This is a genomic window from Streptomyces sp. NPDC017991 (genome assembly GCF_044328075.1).
GTDB lineage: Bacteria > Actinomycetota > Actinomycetes > Streptomycetales > Streptomycetaceae > Streptomyces.
Genome location: NZ_JBIRGP010000001.1, coordinates 693,130 through 712,422, shown reverse-complemented (window position 1 = coordinate 712,422; position 19,293 = coordinate 693,130). Strand labels below are relative to the sequence as shown.

Genomic DNA, 19,293 nt, shown 5'->3' with positions numbered 1-19,293 from the left:
GCCTTCGCATGCGCCCCGTCGGTCCGGTGGGTCCGGCCGTGTCTCACATCCCGGCCAGCAGCGCGTACGCCGTCGTCACGAAGGTGTCGCGGGCCCGGAAGCGGCGGGTGCACACGGCCGCCAGCGCCGTTCCGGTGTCGGGCCTGAATCCGAGGAAGGCCTGCTGACCGAGTGTGGCTCCGCAGTGGAAGTACATCGGGCCGTGACCGGTGGGGTGCTGGAACCAGGCCACCGTGTGCACGTGCCGGTGCCCCCACCCGCGCCGGAGCACCGGACGGCGTACCGCGCGCAGGGCATCGGCCAGTGACCTGTCGGAGGGATCCAGGCCCGTCGGGTACGGACCCGACGGGTTCAGATGGGCTTCGAGGAACGACAGCAGGTCGGGCGGGGTGGCCCGGACGGCGCCGGCCGACCGGAAGCCGCCGACTGCCAACGGGGCCACGGGTGTTGTGCCGTCCTTGCGGTGGCCCGTGGCGTCGGTGTCGGGGCCGCCGGGCCGCAGGGCGGTGCCGCTCAGGCCGAGTGGCCGCAGCACCTGACTGCCCAGCAGTTCGTCCCAGGGTGTCGCGGTGGCCGCGGCCAGGGCGTGACCGAGCACGGCGACACCGAAGTTGGAGTAGTGCCAGCGGGTGCCGGGCCGCCGGTGCTGCCGGTGGCGCAGAAAGGCGTCGACCACGCGCCGGTCCGGATACGCGGCGTACGGGTCGGTGCGCCAGGTGGGCAGGGCCCGGAGGAAGAAGTCGGCGGGCAGGGCGGGCAGCCCGGAGGTGTGGGTGATCAGGTGCGTGAGGGTCACGGGGTCCCGGCCGACGCGCCGCGTCGGATCCAGACAGGTGACGGCAGGCTCACCGGCGGACAGGCTGCCCGACTGCGTCAGCCGGGCCAGGAGCAGTCCGGTGAACGTCTTGGTGGCCGAACCGATCTCGTAGCGCAGCTGATCGCGGGGAACGGGCGGAGGCGGCCCGGTGCCCCCGCAGCGCACCGTGCGGTGACCGTTCCGCGAGAGGGCGAAGACGACATCGGGTGCGTCCACGGCGCGGACGGCGTCGTCGAGCAGGTCCCGTACCGTCTCGCCGTCGAGGGACCGCTCCTGGGCGGGGTGGTACGGCGGGGGTTCACCGGTGAGGCCGGGCGGAACGCCCGGCCAGGGCTCGGGTCGTGGTGTCATGCCGGTGCGTGCGCCAACCGCGTCAGGGCGCGGGACGTGGCCAGGACGGAGGCGAACGCGGCGACGAGCGTCGGGTGGTAGACGAGGTCGAACAGTTCCTCGGGATCGCCCTGGGGCATCGTGCGCACGGCGGGCATCGCCCCGTCGGGCTGCTGGGCGGCGGCGAAGCCTTCCCAGGCCCGCTCGTCCAGGGTGGGGCGCGGCAGACAGGCGTCGACGACGAGCAGTTCGCCGAGCAGGTCCCAGCGTTCCAGGTCGAGCCAGTCGTCCAGCCAGACCGGCAGCCAGGTGGCCAGGTAGTCGGCGAGCGGAGCCGGTATGCCGCCGGGGTTCTCGCCCCAGTCGGTGAGGTGGAAGACGGTGTGCGTGATGTCGTAGGCGATGTGCCCCTCGACGGTCCAGGGTTCGGGGGTACGCCCGAGCCATGTCGTGCCGATCACCTCGGACTCCGGCGGCCGGGCCGGGAGCCCGTAACGGCGTTGGAACGCGGAGAGGCCGAGCCGGCGCGTCGGCGGCAGCTCGAAGGCGTGGAAGCTCTCCAGCCGCTGGTTGAGCCGGAAGGCCTGCTCGGCCTCGGGATGGCTGTAGCCCAGTTCCTTGAACGGGAGATAGACCTCGAAGGGGATGGGGGAGAGGGGCTCGATGCGCTGGCCGCGGACCAGCATCCGGCCGCCGTCCAGCGTGTCGCGCCAGGCGTGGTCGAGCAACTGCCGTGCCAGCTGGGCCTGTCGGGAGCCGGCCACGCCTTCGCGGAACAACACCTTGCAGATGAGGGCCAGTTCGCCGACCGGTTTGAAGCGTTCCAGGAAGCCCACTTCCGGGTCGACGTCCTGCTCCAGACGGAATCCGTCCCGGTGGGCGTGCAGCCACTCCAGGGCGCCGGTCCCGACGGTGTGGATGAGGCGGGTGCTCGTCATCTCGACACTCCTTGCCCGCCCTGTCCCGGACGCGCCGCGTGGGTCGCACGGGTCATGTGGGCGGCGTGCGCACGCGAGCGGGCGGTGGTCAGCACGGCGGCGAACGCAGTCATCAGGGTCGAGTGGTAGCAGCCCACGAAGTCGTCCGCGATCGGATGGCCCTCTCGCCCGGAACCCACCTCCGGGACGGCACCGGACGCGTCCTGGGCCAAGCCGAGTTTCGCCCAGGCCTCCCGCAGCATGGTGAGGTCCGGTGGGCCGGGCAGGCTGCCGGCCACCGCCAGCAGTTCGCAGCTCAGGTCCCACTGCTCGTCCTCCAGACAGGTGTCCAGCCAGGGCGGCAGCCAGTGCGAGAGGTAGTCGGCGACCAGCGGGGGAACGCCCACCGGTCCATGGCCCCAATCGGTCAGATGGAAGACCACATGGGTGAGCGTGTACCCGGCGGCCCGTTCGAACGTCCATGGCTCAGGCAGGCCGCCCAGCCAGGTGCGCCGCAGCGCCCTCTCCATGTCGGCGTGGAGCGGGATGCCGCTGCGGCGCTCGGAGTTGAGGACGCTGAGGCGCCGGTTCGGCTCCTGCTCGGTCACCTGCCAGCCGCGGGTACGGGCCACCGTCGCGGTGGCCTTCTCGTAGTCGGTGTGCCGCAGGCCGGCCGACGCGAAGGCCGCGTAGATCTCCAGTGGGTACGTGGCGAAGGGTTCGAGGTGCTTCAGTTCGAGGAAGAGGGCGCCCTGCCCGGTCTGCCGCCAGGCGAAGGCCAGCAGGTCGCAGGCGGCCTCGTGCAGCGGGTCGGTGGCCTCGGTGTGCCTGCGGATGCTGACGCACACCTGGGCCAGTTCCCCGAGGGGCTTCCAGGTGAAGTTGACGTCGGCGTGCTCGGCGAGTGCGTCGTCGCCGAGCGCGAACTCGCCGCGATGGGCGGACACCCACGCCATCGCGGCCTCGCCGAGCCCTCGGACATCGCGCGCCGTCACACCGGTGCCCCGGTTCGCATCAGCCGCGCCGCCTCGACCTGCAGCGTCACACGGGGATCGGCGCAGCCCATCTGTGCCACGAACGCGAGGCCGGCGTCCAGTCCGAGCGTGTCCGGCACTCCGTCGAGGAGGGCCAGCCAGCGGCCCGCCCCTGCGGCCTGGAGCCAGTCGCGGCGACGGACCGCCCGGACGAATCCCCGGGCGACGTCGACGGGGCGGCCACGGGCCATGCGCGTCACCGCGCAGTCCCCGCCGGGCACCGCGAGCGGGGCCAGTACGGCCAGTTGGTGGGTCAGCGACTGCCACGAGGCGCCGTCGAGCCAGGCCGCTGCGGGTTCTGCGTCATGCGTGGAGACGCCCGCGACGGACGCGTCAGGTCCCGTGTCCGGGCCGGCTTTGAGTCGCAGGAGTGTTCGTTTCATGGCCCAGTGGCTCCACGCGGAGGTGGGCGACGCGTCCGCGGGGGGCGGATAGGCGTGCACGGCCCCGCTGAACACGGCGAGGTCGTCAGGTTCGGGAGGGGTGCGGCGCAGAACGCTCGGCAGGACGGCGTCGGCCCCCACCACCCGTACGGCGGCGAGGGTCAGTCCGTCGGCCGGCTCCGGTCCGTCGGCTCCTGGGACGCTGCCGGAGAGCCCGAACGGGCCCCCGCTCCGAAGAGCGGAGACCAGTTCTGACGTCAGGCCCTGCACTGCGTCCGCCAGGCGGGTCGAAGTGCCTGACTGTTCCATGTGTCTGTCCCGTCAACCCTTCTTGGGCCGCGGAGTCGGAGGCGACAGCAGGAGTGATGTCGACCCGGACGTCAGGGCGAGCGCCGCGCACTCGCGGCTGTCACGGTACGAGCCGTCGGCCTCGACCGGGTCGAGAGCCGCTTCGACGTCCACGCCCTGGACCTCGGTGAGCTCGTCGGTCAGAAACTCGGTGGAAGACATACCACCATCCCCTTTTCGAGAGACATGTTCTTCTCGGTTCTCGAAGGTACGGGTGACCGTTATGGCAAGACTTATTCATAGAAGTTGCATTTGTCTTATTCGATCGCGCTTTCAACTTCTCCGCTGCGCGTCCGCCGTTCGTACCGGTCGGACCCCTCGCCGCCGGAACTGCGAGGCCGGGCCCGGGTCGAAAGGCGGCGGTAATCGGCGGGCGGCGGGGTACAGGGGTGTCGACCACTCCCCGTTGAGAAGGAGCCGAGGATGACCGACGACGCCTACCTGTTCCTGCTCGACGACCCCGCCGTACGGCTCGGCGTGCCCCCGGCCGCCGTGGGTGAGCTCGCCTGTATGGAGACTCCCGCGGTACGAGCGTGGCTGGACGCGCAGGGAACGGCGGCGACCGCGCCGGAACTTCGTCTGCTGCCGCCGGAGGAGACGGGCTCCGTTCCCGAGGGCGCGGAGCGGCTGCCGGTGCCGCTGAGTGACGAGGAACTGAGCCGGGTGCGCGGACGGACCGGCCCGGAGGCGATCGCGCGGGTCGAGGGGCAGTTGCTGTCCTACCGCGACATCACGGACGGCCGCGACGAACTGATCGGACGGGCGCTGGCCGCGGGTGTACCGCCGCACCGCGTCGTGGAGCTGACCGGCGAGGACCCGGCGACGGTCACGGCCGCGGCCGGCGGCTGACACAGGCCGACGAGGAGGCCGCCCGCCGGACCGTTCCCGCACGGCTCCGGCGTGCGGGAACGTGTGGCGGGCGGCAGCCTGGATACGTGAGCTGTGTGGTCCGGACGCCGTCGGAAGGTCATGAACAGCATGGGCAGCCCGAAAAACAGCCCGAAAAACAGCCCGAGGAACAGCCCGGAGAACAGCCTGAGCAGCGGCCCGACGCACGGCTCGGCCGTGGACGGCGGGGCGGCGGACGGCGGAGCCCCGGACGGCGGAGCCGATCGCCCGGGGAGCCCGGGCGGCACCCCCAGGGGGGAACGAATCCCCTCGTCACCCGATCGCCACCACTCCGAGGTGACGTTGCGGGTGAACGGCACGCCGCGCACGCTCGTCGTCGACCACCGCTCCGTCCTGCTGGACGTGCTGCGCGAGCGGCTGCACCTCACCGGCGCCAAGAAGGGCTGCGACCACGGCCAGTGCGGCGCCTGCACGGTCCTGGTGGACGGCCGCCGCGTCAACAGCTGCCTGCTGCCCGCGGTGGCCCAGGACGGCTGCGACATCACGACGGTGGAAGGACTCGCCGGCGGTAACGGCGACGAGGGCGAAGAACGGCGGGCGGACGGCGAACTGCACCCGCTGCAGCGGGCCTTCATCGACCGCGACGCCTTCCAGTGCGGCTACTGCACACCGGGACAGCTCTGCAGCGCCGTCGGCGCGATCGCCGAGGCCGAGTCCGGTCACCCCTCGCACGTGACGGACCCCGAGACCCCGTCCGGGGAGCCCGTGCCGCTCGGCGCGGACGAGATCCGCGAACGGCTCAGCGGCAACCTCTGCCGCTGCGGCGCCTATCCGAACATCGTGCGGGCCGTCGAGGACGTGATCCGGTGAAACCCTTCGCATACGCGCGCGCCGGCAGTGTCGAGGAGGCCGCCGAGCTGTACGCGGCCCACCCCGGCGCCCGCTATCTCGGCGGCGGCACCAACCTGGTGGACCTGATGAAGCTCGGCGTGGAGGAACCGACCACACTGGTCGACGTCAGCAGGCTGCCCCTCGACACGGTCGACGAGCTGCCCGACGGATCGGTACGGATCGGCGCCACGGTCCGCAACAGCGACCTCGCCGCCCACCCCATGGTCCGCGACCGCTATCCGGCGCTCTCCCAGGCACTCCTGGCCGGGGCCTCGGGACAACTGCGCAACGCGGCCACCACGGGCGGCAATCTGCTCCAGCGCACCCGCTGCCCGTACTTCCAGGACACCGACAAGCCCTGCAACAAGCGGGCGCCCGGCTCCGGTTGCGGCGCCCTGGACGGCGTACACCGTGACCACGCGGTGCTCGGGTACTCCCCGCAGTGCATCGCCACGCATCCGTCGGACATGGCCGTGGCGCTCGCCGCCCTGGACGCGGGTGTCGAACTGCACGGGGCCGACGGGCCGCGGACCGTTCCCGTCGCGGAGTTCCACCGGCTGCCCGGGGACCACCCCGAACAGGACACGGTGATCCGCCCCGGCGAACTGATCACCGGTGTGGTCCTGCCGGGCGCCACGGCAGGGCTGCCCTCGCTGTACCGCAAGGCCCGCGACCGGGCCTCGTACGCCTTCGCCCTCGTCTCCGTCGCCGCGGTGCTCCACACGGAGGGCGGTGTCGTCCGGCAGGTCGGCCTCGCCTTCGGGGGAGTGGCCCACCGTCCCTGGCGGGCCCGGATCGCGGAAGAGGCACTGCTGGGCGCCGCCCCGACGACCGCCGCGTTCGAGCGGGCCGCCGACCTCGCACTCGCCGCCGCCCGGCCACTGCGCGACAACGGCTACAAGGTCCGGCTGGCCCGCAATCTCGCGGTGGACGCCCTGCGACGGCTCGCGCCGCCCACCAGCACCTGACCGGACACCAGCAGAAGGAGCAGTCATGGCCGACACCGGCACCGCGCTGGGCGCGCCCGCCGAGCGCCGGGAGGGCCGGGACAAGGTCACCGGCAGCGCCCGCTACGCCGCCGAACAGACCGACCCCGGCAGGGCCCACGCCTGGCCGGTGGTCGCCGGGATCGCCCGCGGCACGGTCCGTACCGTCGACGCCGGGGCCGCCCTGGCACTGCCCGGGGTCCTCGCCGTCCTCACCCACGAGAACGCGCCCCGGCTCGCCCCCGCCGACGATCCCACGCTCTCCGTGCTGCAGGACTCGCGCGTACCGCACCACGGCTGGTTCGTCGCCCTGGTCGTCGGCGAGACCCTGGAGGCGGCCCGCGCCGGCGCCGCCGCGGTCCGGGTCGAGTACGACGTCGAGGAACACGACGTCACCCTGACCGACGACCACCCCGGGGCCTACACGCCCGAGGACGCCAACGGCGGCTTCCCCGCGCGCCGCGAACAGGGCGACCCCGAGAGCGCGTTCGCGGCCTCCGAGGTCCGCGTCGACTCCCACTACCGTGTCCCGCCCCTGCACAACCACCCCATGGAGCCGCACGCGGCCACCGCCCGCTGGGACGACGGCAGACTCGTCGTGCACGACTCCAGCCAGGGCGCCACGACCGTCCGCGCCACCCTGGCATCGCTGTTCGAGCTGTCCGAGGACGACGTCACCGTCGTCAGCGAACACGTCGGCGGCGGATTCGGATCCAAGGGCACCCCGCGTCCCCATGTGGTGCTCGCCGTGATGGCGGCGCGGGAGACCGGACGCCCCGTCACCGTCGCACTGCCCCGGCGCTTCCTGCCCGCGGTCGTCGGCCACCGGGCGCCCACCCTGCACCGGCTCCGCCTGGGCGCCACCGCCGACGGCACCCTCACCTCGTCCCTCCACGAGGTCACCACTTACACCTCACGCATCAAGGAGTTCGTGGAGCAGGCCGCCGTACCCAGCCGGATCATGTACGCGGCGCCCCACCGGCTCAGCTCCCACCGGGTGGTCGCGCTGGACGTGCCCAGCCCCTCCTGGATGCGCGCACCCGGCGAGGCGCCCGGCATGTACGTCCTGGAGTCGGCCATGGACGAACTCGCCGTCGCGGCGGGCCTGGACCCCGTGGAACTGCGCATCACCAACGAGCCGGACACCGAACCCGACAGCGGCAAGCCGTTCAGCAGCCGCCATCTCGTCGACTGCCTGCGGGAGGGCGCGCGGCGCTTCGGCTGGGCAGCACGCGACCCCCGCCCCCGGTCCCGTGCCGAGGGCCCGCTCCTCGTCGGCACGGGAGTGGCCTCCGCCACCTATCCGGCGATGGCCAGTGCGGCACAGGCGGAGGCACACGCGCTGCCCGACGGCGGCTTCGTCGTCCGCATCAACGCCACCGACATCGGCACCGGCGCCCGTACCGTCCTCGCCCAGGTCGCCGCCGACGCACTCGGCGTCCCCCTGGACCGCGTACGCGCCGAAGTGGGCAACAGCGACCTGCCGTCCGCGCCGCTGGCCGGCGGTTCGGCCGGTACGGCGTCCTGGGGCTGGGCCGTCCACGAGGCCTGTACGCGGCTGGCCTCGACCCTGGCCGAACGCACGGGCCCCCTGCCGGACGCGGGACTCCGGACACACGCCGACACGGCGGGCACCGCCGACGCCGACAGCCCCTACTCCCGGCACGCCTTCGGCGCCCACTTCGCCGAGGTCACGGTCGACACGGTGACCGGAGAGGTCCGGGTACGCCGCCTCCTGGGCGTCTACGCCGCCGGACACATCCTCAACGCCCGTACCGCCCGCTCCCAGTTCATCGGAGCCATGACCATGGGCCTGGGCATGGCGCTGACCGAGGGCAGCACCGTGGACGCCGCGTCCGGCGACTTCGTGGAGCGCGACCTCGCCGCGTACCACGTCCCGGCCCATGCCGACGTGCCTGACATCGAGGCGCACTGGATCGACGAGGACGACCCCCAACTCAACCCGATGGGCAGCAAGGGCATCGGTGAGATCGGCATCGTCGGCACGGCCGCCGCCATCGGCAACGCCGTCCACCACGCCACGGGCGTCCGCCACCGCGAACTCCCCCTGACCCCGGACCGGGTGCTCGCGGGACTGGCCGACAGGGGCGCCGGGTAGGCCCACAGGGTCGCCGGGTAGAGCGCGGCAGGCAGTACCGGGTCGGCCGGACCGTGGTCATCCCTACCCCGGCGGGGTGAGGCACCGACCGGCGGCGGTCCGCATACTCGGTGACATGAACAAGCACGGGCACCTCGCCGAGTTCCTCCAGGCACGCCGGAGCCGACTGCGCCCCGAGGACGTGGGGTTGCGGACCTACGGCGAGCGGCGCCGCGTGCCGGGGCTGCGCCGGGAGGAACTCGCGATGCTCGCCGGCATCAGCGCGCCCTACTACACCCGCCTGGAACAGGGCCAGTCACGCAACGCCTCGCGTGAGGTGCTCGACGCCGTGGCGAGCGCCCTGCGACTGGACGACTCGGAGCGGGCCCATCTGCACACCCTGGCCAGTACCCCGAAGCGGCGCGGGCCCGGCGCACGGCCGCGCCCCGAACGCGTCACCCCGGCGACGAGTGCCCTGCTGGCGGCCGTCGACGGCACCCCCGCCGTCGTGATCGGCCGCCGCAGCGACGTCCTGGCCTGGAACCGCCCGGGGCACGGGCTGTTCGCGGGGCACCTCGATCACGACAGCCCTGCTGATCCGGGCGGCGCGGGCGATCCGGGGCGACGGCCGAACATGGCCAGGCTGGTGTTCCTGGACGCGCACACCCGCGAGCTGTACGTCGACTGGCCGGCCAAGGCCAGGGCCGTCGTGGGCAATCTGCGGCTGACCGCCGGACGGCACCCGGACGACCCGCTGCTGGCCGCGCTGATCGGTGAACTGACCATGCACAGCCGGGAGTTCGCCACGATGTGGGCCGATCACCGGGTGCTCGCCTGCGATGTCGCCGACTACGAGATGCGCCACCCGCTGGTCGGGACGGTGACCGTCACCCAGCAGACACTCCAGAGCCCGCAGGGAGACGGACCGTCCCTGGTGGTGGCCACCGCCGACCCCGGTTCCCCGTCCGCGGCGGCCCTGGCGCTGCTCGCCCATGCCACCGCGCCCCGGGCGGCGGACGGCCCGCACCGCGGCGCCGATACCCACACCTTCTGAAGCGTTGATCCGCTGACGCACACCGCCCGACCCGCGCGGTTCGCGGGGCGGTTGCACCCTGGCGCCCTCTCAGCGGGGCGCCCCTCGACCACGGCGCCGCACCGCGGCTGCCGCATGCCCGAAACCAGCGAAGGAACCATGTCTAACCCCATGCCGAACTCCAAGCCGAACCCCATGTCGAACTCGAAGCCGAACCGCCGTATCAAGATGCTCATGGCCGCCGTCGCGGTGGCCGCCGCCACCCTCGCCTCGGCCCTGCCTGCCGACGCCACGCCCACCCGTCCCACGAGCGAACCGCTGACCGATGTACGGATCGCCACCCACTTCGACGTGTCCTCGGGCCAACTGCCGGAGAACATAGCCCTGTTGCCCGACGGAACCGCGGCCGTCACCTTCGCGGCGAGCCGTCAGGTGGCCGCGGTGAGCCCGCGGGGCGCGACCCGCGTACTGGCGACACTGCCCGCACCCGCCGACGGCGGAGTCGGCACTCCCGCCCTCGGCTTCCCGCTGGCCACCGGCATCGCCCGCACCCCGGACGGCACCCTGTACGTGCTGTACGCGACCGGAACCGCCGACCTGACAGGGCTGTGGCGGCTGCGCCCCGGGCGGTCCCCGCAGCGGATCGCCGCACTGCCCGCGGACGGCCTGCCCAACGGACTGGCCCTGGACGAACGCGGCCAGCGCCTCTACATCACCGACTCGGTGCTCGGCACGGTGTGGACCGTCCCCGTCACCGGCGGCACCCCCACCGCCTGGTCCACCGCGCCCGAACTCGCCTCCACCGGCTTCCTCGGGGTCAACGGAGCGAAGGTGCGCGACGGCGCGCTCTGGGTGACCAACCTCGACCGGGGCACCCTCCTGCGCATTCCGATCCACCCGGGAAACCGCGCCGGCACCCCGCAGGTCAAGGCGTCGGACCTGGCCGGGATCGACGACTTCGCCTTCACCGGACACGGCGACGACGTCCTGGCCACGCTCAACACCCCCAACAAGGTGGTGCACATCAGGTCCGACGGCACCCGGACCACCGTCCTGGACACCGCCGACGGACTCCAGAACCCCAGCTCCGTGGCGCTGCGCGGCAAGGAGGTGTACGTGCTCAGCGCCGCCTACGCCACGGGCACCGACCCCAACCTGCTGCGCGCACGCCTCCGCGGCCACGAGTAGAGCCCGGCCGTGCGGGACGGCGGAGTCGCGCCCCTGTGTCTCAGGTCGCCGCTCCGCCGTCCCGCAGGACGTCGAGGGCCGTGAGAGCCACATGCAGTCCGGTACGCCGCTCACCGGATTCGAGGTCGCAGTCCAGCAGGCGCTCGATGGTGCGCAGACGCTGGTAGACGGTCTCCCGGGACAGTCCGCCGAGCCGGGCTGCACCTGTCTTGCTGCCCGCGGCGTCCAGATAGTGCCGCAGGGTCGACAGGAGGTCGGTGCCGTGCCGGCCGTCGTGGTCGATGAGCCGGCCCAGCTGCCGTTCGGCGTACTCCTGGATACGGGTGTCCTCGCGCAGCGCGTACAGCAGGCGGCGCAGCCCGATGTCGGACAGCTCGTTGTACGACCTGCCCGCGGGGAGGGGCCGGCCCGGACGGGTGGCCTCCGCGACGCGGGACGCCTCACGGAAGGAACGGGCGGCGTGGGCCAGGTCCACGACCTCGGAACCGATGCTCACGACGGCACACGGGTCCAACTCCAGCGCGATACGGCCCAGTTGCTCGACGGTGGACCGCCAGGGCTGGGAGGGGCGCAGGGCCAGCAGGACGCCGAGACGCGCGGGCGCCAGCGTGCCGACCAGCGCGGCGGTGCCCGTCGTCCTGAGCTCCTGGGACAGGCGTGCCTCCAGGCCGGTGCCGTCGGCGGGCGCCCGGGTGTCCAGCAGGACCGCGAGGAAGACGGTGCCCTCAGTGGGCAGGCCCAGCGCGGCGAGGCGCGCGCGGGCGTCCGCTGGGGAGCGGTGGCGCTGCTCGGCGAGGTCGCGCAGGGCGCTTCGGTGCGCCGTGCGCTCCCAGGGCGTGGCGTGGATGAGGCGGGCGATCGTCAGGGCCATCGCCGTCCGCTCCAGGACGGTGACGTCCTGCGGCCCGAAGACCGCCCATGGTGCGGGGGACGGCAGCATGGCGACGCGTCCCCAGAGTTCGCCCTGGTACTCCACGGGGGCCACGAGCCAGCCCTCCGGGCCGGTCACGTCCGGATCGATCACGTCCGGATCGACGGTCCGGAGGGCCGTCTCGTGGCGCGTCGCCCTGGAGCGCCGCTCCCAGCCGGACAGCGCCTCGTCCACCGTGCTGCCGGACGGCTCGCAGAGCAGCGCCTGGTGCGCCAGATTCTCCAGGACGACCGTGCGGCCGCTCATCTCCGCCGCCGCGCGTACGACGTCCTCGGGTCCGGCGCCGCGCAGCGTCAGGGCGGTGAACGCCTCGTGGATGCGCTGGGTCCGGCGCACGGCGTCCGCCTGGCTGCCGAGGATGAGGGTGTGGACGACCTGGGTGACCTCAAGGAAGTTGACGTCCTTGGCCAGGGTGACGAGCGGCAGGCCACGGCCGCGGCATGCCCGGATGAGCGGCGCGGGCGGGCGGTGGTAGCGCCGTACGAGTTCGATGACCAGGGCCGCGGCCCCGACGTCGGCCAGTTCGTCGACATAGCGGCGTACGCCCGCCGGATCCTCGGGCAGCGGCATGCCGGTGGTCAGGACGAGTTCGCCGCCCTTGAGGAAGGAGGCGGGGTCCGTGAGTTCGGTGATGTGGACCCAGCGGACCGGCCGGCCGAGGCGGCCGGCCCCGGCGACCACCTCCGGCTGCCCCGCGGCCAGGACGGGCAGGGCCAGGACGTCGGCGACGGTGAGCGAGCGGCCCGCGAGAGCTGCGCCCGGCTCCTCGGCCACGGACGTCCGGGGCGTTTCGGCGTACTCGCTCATGCTGCGTGCCTGCCCGCCCGGACCCCGTGACAAGCGTGGCTGACCTGCGGCCGGTTGACACAACGTCCGAACCCCGCCGCCTGGTCGGACAGTTCACGCATTGTCGCCCGCCGCCCCGGTCGAGATGCTCGCCCTTCCGGAGCAGACGACAACGCACGGCCGGGAGACGCACATGACCGCACTGTCGCCGCACCTTCGCCAGGCCACTCCCGTGGTGGCCGTCCGGGGCGAGGGCGTCCACCTCTTCGGTGAGGACGGCCGCCGCTACCTGGACTTCACCGCGGGCATCGGCGTCACCAGCACCGGGCACTGCCACCCGAGGGTCGTCGAGGCCGCCCGGGACCAGGTGGGCAGGCTCGTCCACGGCCAGTACACGACGGTCATGCACCAGCCGCTGCGCCAGCTCGTCGACCAACTCGGCGAGGTGCTGCCCGCCGGCCTCGACAGCCTCTTCTTCGCCAACTCCGGGAGCGAGGCGGTGGAGGCCGCGCTGCGGCTGGCCAGGCAGGCCACCGGCCGCCCGAACGTGCTGGTCTGCCACGGCGGATTCCACGGCCGCACCGTGGCCGCCGCCGCCATGACGACCTCCGGCACCCGCTTCCGCTCCGGCTTCTCCCCGCTGATGAGCGGCGTGGTCGTCACACCGTTCCCGACGGCCTACCGGTACGGCTGGGACGAGGAGACCGCCACCCGCTTCGCCCTCCAGGAGCTCGACCACACGCTCCAGACGATCTCCTCGCCCGCCGACACGGCCGCGGTGATCGTCGAGCCGGTGCTCGGCGAGGGCGGTTACGTGCCCGCGACCCGCGCCTTCATGGAGGGGCTGCGGGAACGCGCCGACCGGCACGGCTTCCTGTTGATCCTGGACGAGGTGCAGACGGGGGTGGGGCGTACCGGCCGGTTCTGGGGACACGACCACTTCGGTGTCACCCCCGACATCCTGGTGGCCGCCAAGGGGCTCGCCAGCGGATTCCCGCTGTCCGCCATCGCCGCCCCCGAGGCGCTGATGGCCAGGGCGTGGCCCGGCTCGCAGGGCGGCACCTACGGCGCCAACGCGGTGGCCTGCGCCGCGGCCTGCGCGACCCTCGACGTCGTACGCGACGAGAAGCTGGTCGAGAACGCCGAGGCGATGGGGACACGGCTGCGCCGGGGCCTGGAGGCGGTGGCCGCCCGGACGCCCGCCATCGGGGACGTACGCGGCCTCGGGCTGATGCTGGCCAGCGAGTTCGTCGACGCGGACGGCGGCCCCGACTCCGAGACCGCCTCCCGTGTGCAGCGGGCCGCCGTCGACGAGGGCCTGCTCCTGCTGCTGTGCGGCGCCTGGAACCAGGTCGTCCGCATGATCCCGGCCTTGGTGATCGACGAGACGGCGGTGGACGCGGGCCTTGAGGCGTGGGCGTCGGCGGTGAAGGCCGGTACAACGCCCCAGGACCGATGAAGGTCCGGCCCCGGCCCGTGTGCATCCGCCCGCCCAGCCGATCGACTCAGGAGTGACACCATGACCGACACCCCGACCCGGTTGTTCATCGGCGGCGCCTGGGTGGACGCCGCGGACGGCGCCACCATGCCCGTCGACGACCCCGCGACCGGTGAGATCCTCTGCCATGTCGCCGACGGAGGTCTCAAGGAGGCCAGGCTCGCGGAGGACGCCGCGGTACGGGCCCAGGAGGCGTGGGCCCGTACCGCACCCCGGGCCCGCAGCGAGATCCTGCGCCGCGCACACGAGCTGGTCCTCGAACGGACCGGCGAACTCGCCCACCTGATGACCTCCGAGATGGGCAAGCCGCTCGCCGAGGCCAGGGGAGAAGTGGCGTACGCCGCCGAGTTCTTCCGCTGGTTCTCCGAGGAGGCCGTACGCGTCGACGGCGGGTGCGGCACGCTGCCCGACGGGCGGCACCGCATGCTGCTGACCCGCCGCCCGGTCGGCCCCTGTCTGCTGATCACCCCGTGGAACTTCCCGCTGGCCATGGGCGCCCGCAAGATCGGCCCGGCGGTCGCGGCGGGCTGCACGATGGTGCTCAAACCGGCTCCGCAGACACCGCTGTCCAGCCTCGCCCTGGCCGCGATCCTCCAGGAGGCCGGGCTGCCGGACGGCGTCCTGAACGTCCTCACCACCTCGCGCGCCTCGGAGGTCTGCGAGCCGCTGCTGCGCGGGGAGCGAAGCGGGGTGGGGGTCCCCCCGGCCGGAGGCTGGGGGAGGATCCGCAAGCTGTCCTTCACCGGCTCCACGCAGGTCGGGCGGCTGCTGCTGGCGCAGTGCGCGGACGCTGTCGTGCGCACCTCGATGGAACTGGGCGGCAACGCGCCCTTCGTCGTCTTCGGCGACGCGGACCTCGACAAGGCCGTGGACGGCGCGATGACCGCCAAGATGCGCAACATGGGGGAGGCGTGCACCGCCGCCAACCGCTTCTTCGTGCACCGGTCGCTGGCGGAGGAGTTCGGACAGCGGCTCGCCCGGCGGATGGGGGCGCTCGTCGTGGGCCCGGGCACGCGCGCCGGAGTCGACGTGGGCCCGCTGATCGACGCGAAGGGGCGCGCCAAGGTGGAGGACCTCGTCGCGGACGCGGTGGAACGCGGCGCCCGGGTGCTCGTCGGTGGCCGTACCCCCGAGGGGCCGGGGTGCTTCTACCCGCCGACCGTGCTCGCCGACGTCGACACCGGCAGCCGTCTGATGGACACGGAGATCTTCGGCCCGGTCGCCGCGATCCTCACCTTCGACGACGAGGACGAGGTGGTCCGCCGCGCCAACGACACCCCGTGGGGGCTGGTCGGCTACGTCTTCACCGAGGGCCTGGACCGCGCCCTCCGCGTCAGCGAACGCCTTGAGGTCGGCATGGTCGGCCTCAACACCGGGCTGGTCTCGAACCCCGCGGCCCCCTTCGGCGGCGTCAAACAGTCCGGCCTGGGCCGGGAGGGCGGCCGGGTAGGAATGGACGAATTCCTGGACTACCAGTACGTGGCAATCCCGGCGTCTTGAGATCCCCCGGAGGGGCGCCCCGACAGGGGCGCGGGGAACTGCGCGCCCAGCCACGACGAGCCCGCAGCTCACCACCCGCCCGGCCCGCCCTGTGGCCGCAGGCCGCCCGCCGCCGCAGGCCCGGCGGCCACATGCCGCCGCCCACGGCGGCATGATGACCCCATGACCCGCCTGCTCGTCCGAATCGAAGCCGTGGACCTCCCCGGCCCCACCCACCCCGTCCCCGTCAGCCGCAACGGCCCGGAAGAGCCCCGCGACGTCTACGTAGCCGTACAGCGCCGCAACCGGCCGGGCGAACTGCTCGACCCCCACCCCGGGGGCGCGCGGTCGGCGACCTGGACCCTGGAGTGCACGGCGACGGCGACGCCGACCGGCACCGACGTGCAGGGCCCCTACGTGCAGGACCGGCTGGGCCGCCGCTTCGTCTACCTGTCCTGGGGCACGGTCGACGAGGAGGGCGTCTTCTCGATGTTCCGGCGCGCCAAGCTCATGCTCGACATGGTCCCGGCGGAAGTACTCGCGGAGGCCGCCCGCGAGGGCGTACTGGTGGCGCGCCTGGGCCTGACCGACCCCCACGGCGGCCCCCTGTGCGCACGGGTCGTACCCCCGCACGTCACCTGGACCGCCGAACGCGGCACCTACGCGCCCGTCGTCGCGAAGGACGCCTGATCGCGGGACGTGGTGCCCTCGGTGATCCACCAGTGCGTGGGGTGCAGGCCGTAGAGGCCGAACAACGTGCCGGACGCCCAGTCGAGGATCAGCTCGTCCTTGCCGTCGCCGTCGAAGTCGGCGGCACCGGCGGGCCGGGCGTGCCGCCACTTGGCGGGCGTCTTCCTGCCGTCCGCCTTCGCGGGCCCCTGGCGCAGCACGGGGACGCGCCGATCACCGTCGATGAGCGTGGCCCCCTCGTACGTGGCGACCAGAACGCCGTCGCGGCCGTCACCGTCGGGATCGGCCGCCGCGAAGCCGCCGGGCCCGTAATAGGTGCTCAAGTCCTTTGGCGCCTCGGGCAGTCGCCGCGTCTCAGGGGCCGCGCCGCTGCCGGGGTAGACCGCGAGGGATCCGCTCACCTCGGGTGCCTGGGTCTCGAAGCCCGGTTCGTCGTTGCGGCCGCCGTCGTCCCCGATGGCCACGTCACGTTCCCCGTCGCCGTCGAAGTCACCGAACGCGTGGGCGTTGCCGAGGCGCAGCCGCTTGCCGCCGCCGGCGAGGGGAGCTCCCCGGCGGGCCGCGTAGAGGGTGTTCCCCGACTGCTCACCGTCGCTCAGACCGTGCAGCAGCAAGGAGGTCGCGCGGGGCTCGCCGGACGGGTCGATGTCGTCCGCGACGAGAGTGCCCTTCTTCCACGGCAGACCGGTGTCGGCGCGCGCGGGCGCACCGGCGCGTGTGAAGGGGCCGTACAGCAGCACCAGGGACGACTGGTTGTACGCGAGTGCCGCGAGGTCGTGGTGCCCGTCCCCGTCGAAGTCGCCGCGGACGACCGACTCCAGGCCCAGTTTCGTCACGCTCGGCGGCAGCCGCACCGCGGTCGCCCCGGCGGCACCGCCGGCCTTCGTCCCGGGCCCGCCGGGGCCGCCCCAGGTCACGTACGGAGCGGTGCGCGTGGCGGATATCCGTCCGTCGTCCACGGACCCGCCCGCGACGGACGTGACGAGGTCGGGGAAGCCGTCACCGTCCAGGTCGGCGGTGACCACCGACTCCGCGCCGACGCTGTCGGCACCCGTCTGACTCTCCGGGGACCCGGGCAGACCGAGGTCGCGGCGTCCGTGGACCGTGCGTGTCGAGGGATCGAGCCCCTCGGCCGATCCGTAGACCACGCCGACCCGCTGGTCGCCGTCGGGATCGTCCGGGTCGTCGCCGACGGAGATCGGCACGACGAGGTCGCGGAACCCGTCCCCGTTGAGGTCGTCGGGGTCCTTCGACCCCTTCCCGGCCACCGGCGGCCGGCTCTCGGCGGGCGCCCTGGGAACTCCGGAGGCCGAGGCCGTGCCATCGGAGGGCGTCGGCTTCCGGCTCGTGGAGTCGTCGTCGCCGCCACCGCCGCATCCGGTGAGCGGGGCGAGCACGACACAGACGGCGCACACGGCGAGAGCGGGCAAGGCGGTACGAGGCTTCATGCGCTGCAGCCTCACATCCCCCATCGCGCCGAATCCACCGGGCGGGGCGACCGTTGCCCGGTTGTGGATCCTTGCGGACGCACCTGTGTCGGTTGACGGCCGGCGGTGCGACACCCACTGCGGCGCGTCACTGTCGTGCGCCCGCCCCGGAGGACGGGAACCCGGTGGGAGCAACGGCCTACGCCCGCGCGCCGACCGTCCAGCAGGCCGCGGTGAAGCGGACCTCCGCACCCTGGACGTACGGGTCGAACGCGGCGCGGACCGTTTCGACGAGGCCCGCACGGGTCCGCTCGTCGGCCTCGCGCAGGACCAGGCCGAGCGGTCCGAGCCGGGTGAAATAGCGGACCAGTTCGCTCTCGGGCAGCGTGCAGACGACGTCGAGCGGCCGGATGTCGACCCCGGTCCAGCCGCTCTCCTCCAGGATGCCGCGGACCCGGTCGGGATCCGCGAAGGCGAACTGTCCGGGCTCGTCGGGACGGCGCACGGGCAGCTTCGGCAGGAACGGTGCCGCGGCGCGTTCGGCCGTCGTCATGAACGGATTGTCCGCGGGGCCACGCCAGGTGATGAACCTGAGCCCGGCGTCGTCGCGCACGGCGCTCCGCAGGTTGGTGAAGGCCTTGACGGAGTCGTTGAAGAACATGACGCCGAAGCGAGAGATCACCAGGTCGAAGGCGCCGGGCTCGAACGCGTGATCCTGCGCGTCGCCGAGCACGAACGAGGCCCGCGTGCCCTCCTGCCCGTCCCTCTGCCCGCCCTCCTGCCCCGCGCGCTCCCTGGCGACCGTGATCATCGGCTCGGAGAGGTCGACGCCGACGCAGCGCCCCCGTGCGCCGAGCCGCCGCGCGACGGCCAGCGTGGTGCTGCCGGTACCGCAGCCGACGTCGAGCACCCGGTTCGCCTGTTCGGCGACGGCCGCACCGACGAGCAGGTCCTCGAAGGGCCTGAACATCTCGTCGAGCACTGTCCGGCTCTCGACCCACGCGTGTCCGGCGGTCCCGTTCCAACGGGCCGTCTGCTCGTCGTCGTTCCCGTGGGTGATGTCGATGCCCCTGTCCATGGTGTCTCCTGTGCTTGCCTTGTCCGGACGGAGATGACACCGTGCTACTTCAAGTCGACTTGAGGTCAAGAGAATGCCGGAACTGGACATCGCCGAGGTGGCGCACCGCGCCGGGGTGCCCGCCTCGACGCTGCGGTTCTACGAGGAAAAGGGCCTGATCACCCCGACCGGCCGACGGGGTCTGCGGCGTCAGTACGATCCCGCCGTGCTGGAGCGCCTGTCGCTGATCGCGCTGGGCCGCACCGCCGGGTTCTCGCTCGACGAGATCACCCGCATGTTCGCGCCGGACGGGCAGCCGCGCATCGACCGGCGGATGCTGGCCGCCCGGGCGGACGAACTGGACCGGAAGATCCAGGAGCTCGGTGCGCTGCGGGACTCGCTGCGGCACGCGGCGGCCTGTCCCGCGCCGAGCCACGCCGAATGCCCCACCTTCCGCCGCCTCCTCAGGGCCGCCGCGGCCGGCGTCGTCGGAACACCACGGAGGACAACACCGAGAACGCCGCGGAAGCAGACCTCGCGGCAACCGTGAT

At 73.1% G+C, this 19,293-nt stretch carries 18 protein-coding genes; 10 read left to right on the top strand and 8 right to left on the bottom strand.

Translation table 11 applies throughout. The annotated features are described in order from the left end of the window. Positions 1-43: 43 nt before the first annotated feature. From ACH4DZ_RS03040 to ACH4DZ_RS03020, 5 genes are read right to left on the bottom strand one after another with little or no spacing between them, the layout of a single operon-like run. The gene (locus ACH4DZ_RS03040; RefSeq protein ID WP_398285134.1) at positions 44-1,168 is read right to left on the bottom strand and encodes a serine hydrolase domain-containing protein; all 1,125 of its coding nucleotides are present in this window, start codon (positions 1,166-1,168) and stop codon (positions 44-46) included. Continuing rightward, entirely contained in the window at positions 1,165-2,085 is a 921-nt protein-coding gene (locus ACH4DZ_RS03035; RefSeq protein WP_398285133.1) for a DUF6895 family protein, read from the bottom strand. The genes ACH4DZ_RS03040 and ACH4DZ_RS03035 overlap by 4 nt, the downstream gene beginning before the upstream one ends. Beyond that, positions 2,082-3,020 carry a DUF6895 family protein gene (locus ACH4DZ_RS03030; RefSeq protein WP_398285457.1) on the bottom strand — a complete coding sequence of 313 codons (939 nt, stop codon included), beginning with the start codon at positions 3,018-3,020 and terminating at the stop codon, positions 2,082-2,084. Before ACH4DZ_RS03030 ends, ACH4DZ_RS03035 begins: the two co-directional genes overlap by 4 nt. 35 nt (positions 3,021-3,055) lie before the next feature. Continuing rightward, the gene (locus tag ACH4DZ_RS03025) at positions 3,056-3,790 is read right to left on the bottom strand and encodes a hypothetical protein (protein WP_398285132.1); all 735 of its coding nucleotides are present in this window, start codon (positions 3,788-3,790) and stop codon (positions 3,056-3,058) included. Between the two features lie 12 nt (positions 3,791-3,802). Continuing rightward, positions 3,803-3,991: a hypothetical protein gene (locus ACH4DZ_RS03020; RefSeq protein WP_107014931.1), complete on the bottom strand. Its 189-nt coding sequence runs from the start codon at positions 3,989-3,991 to the stop codon at positions 3,803-3,805. A 261-nt stretch (positions 3,992-4,252) separates the two neighbouring features. Between ACH4DZ_RS03020 and ACH4DZ_RS03015 the strand changes: the two genes are divergently transcribed. The 6 genes from ACH4DZ_RS03015 to ACH4DZ_RS02990 all read left to right on the top strand — a co-directional run bounded on the left by ACH4DZ_RS03015 (position 4,253) and on the right by ACH4DZ_RS02990 (position 10,874). Beyond that, positions 4,253-4,678, top strand: a complete 426-nt coding sequence (locus tag ACH4DZ_RS03015; RefSeq protein WP_398285131.1) for a DUF6003 family protein — start codon at positions 4,253-4,255, stop codon at positions 4,676-4,678. A 303-nt stretch (positions 4,679-4,981) separates the two neighbouring features. Next, complete coding sequence (locus tag ACH4DZ_RS03010; protein ID WP_398285456.1) at positions 4,982-5,548, top strand: (2Fe-2S)-binding protein; 567 nt, start codon at positions 4,982-4,984, stop codon at positions 5,546-5,548. Further along, complete coding sequence (locus ACH4DZ_RS03005) at positions 5,545-6,537, top strand: FAD binding domain-containing protein (protein ID WP_398285130.1); 993 nt, start codon at positions 5,545-5,547, stop codon at positions 6,535-6,537. The genes ACH4DZ_RS03010 and ACH4DZ_RS03005 overlap by 4 nt, the downstream gene beginning before the upstream one ends. A gap of 25 nt (positions 6,538-6,562) precedes the next feature. Next, a complete protein-coding gene (locus tag ACH4DZ_RS03000; protein WP_398285129.1) occupies positions 6,563-8,674 on the top strand; it encodes a xanthine dehydrogenase family protein molybdopterin-binding subunit in 2,112 nt (703 codons plus the stop codon). Between the two features lie 115 nt (positions 8,675-8,789). Continuing rightward, positions 8,790-9,707: a helix-turn-helix domain-containing protein gene (locus ACH4DZ_RS02995; protein ID WP_398285128.1), complete on the top strand. Its 918-nt coding sequence runs from the start codon at positions 8,790-8,792 to the stop codon at positions 9,705-9,707. A 174-nt stretch (positions 9,708-9,881) separates the two neighbouring features. Continuing rightward, positions 9,882-10,874: a hypothetical protein gene (locus tag ACH4DZ_RS02990; RefSeq protein ID WP_398285455.1), complete on the top strand. Its 993-nt coding sequence runs from the start codon at positions 9,882-9,884 to the stop codon at positions 10,872-10,874. 40 nt (positions 10,875-10,914) lie between these two features. On the opposite strand, the gene ACH4DZ_RS02985 is transcribed toward ACH4DZ_RS02990, so the two are convergent. Next, complete coding sequence (locus tag ACH4DZ_RS02985) at positions 10,915-12,612, bottom strand: PucR family transcriptional regulator (RefSeq protein WP_398285127.1); 1,698 nt, start codon at positions 12,610-12,612, stop codon at positions 10,915-10,917. A gap of 172 nt (positions 12,613-12,784) precedes the next feature. Here ACH4DZ_RS02985 and ACH4DZ_RS02980 point away from each other — a divergent pair, with 172 nt between their 5' ends. The 3 genes from ACH4DZ_RS02980 to ACH4DZ_RS02970 all read left to right on the top strand — a co-directional run bounded on the left by ACH4DZ_RS02980 (position 12,785) and on the right by ACH4DZ_RS02970 (position 16,258). After that, complete coding sequence (locus tag ACH4DZ_RS02980; protein ID WP_398285126.1) at positions 12,785-14,050, top strand: aspartate aminotransferase family protein; 1,266 nt, start codon at positions 12,785-12,787, stop codon at positions 14,048-14,050. A 60-nt stretch (positions 14,051-14,110) separates the two neighbouring features. After that, the gene (locus ACH4DZ_RS02975) at positions 14,111-15,589 is read left to right on the top strand and encodes an NAD-dependent succinate-semialdehyde dehydrogenase (RefSeq protein ID WP_398285125.1); all 1,479 of its coding nucleotides are present in this window, start codon (positions 14,111-14,113) and stop codon (positions 15,587-15,589) included. A gap of 162 nt (positions 15,590-15,751) precedes the next feature. Further along, positions 15,752-16,258, top strand: coding sequence for a DUF5990 family protein (locus tag ACH4DZ_RS02970; RefSeq protein ID WP_398285124.1), 507 nt, complete (start codon positions 15,752-15,754; stop codon positions 16,256-16,258). Here ACH4DZ_RS02970 and ACH4DZ_RS02965 read toward each other — a convergent pair. Together ACH4DZ_RS02965 and ACH4DZ_RS02960 are read right to left on the bottom strand one after the other, a co-directional pair. Continuing rightward, on the bottom strand, positions 16,228-17,706 hold the full coding sequence (locus tag ACH4DZ_RS02965) for an FG-GAP repeat domain-containing protein (RefSeq protein ID WP_398285123.1): 1,479 nt from the start codon (positions 17,704-17,706) through the stop codon (positions 16,228-16,230). The two genes, ACH4DZ_RS02970 and ACH4DZ_RS02965, sit on opposite strands and share 31 nt — an antisense overlap. 178 nt (positions 17,707-17,884) lie before the next feature. Then, positions 17,885-18,763 carry a class I SAM-dependent methyltransferase gene (locus ACH4DZ_RS02960; protein WP_398285122.1) on the bottom strand — a complete coding sequence of 293 codons (879 nt, stop codon included), beginning with the start codon at positions 18,761-18,763 and terminating at the stop codon, positions 17,885-17,887. 73 nt (positions 18,764-18,836) lie between these two features. Here ACH4DZ_RS02960 and ACH4DZ_RS02955 point away from each other — a divergent pair, with 73 nt between their 5' ends. Continuing rightward, positions 18,837-19,292, top strand: coding sequence for a helix-turn-helix domain-containing protein (locus ACH4DZ_RS02955; protein ID WP_398285120.1), 456 nt, complete (start codon positions 18,837-18,839; stop codon positions 19,290-19,292). Position 19,293 lies beyond the last annotated feature (1 nt).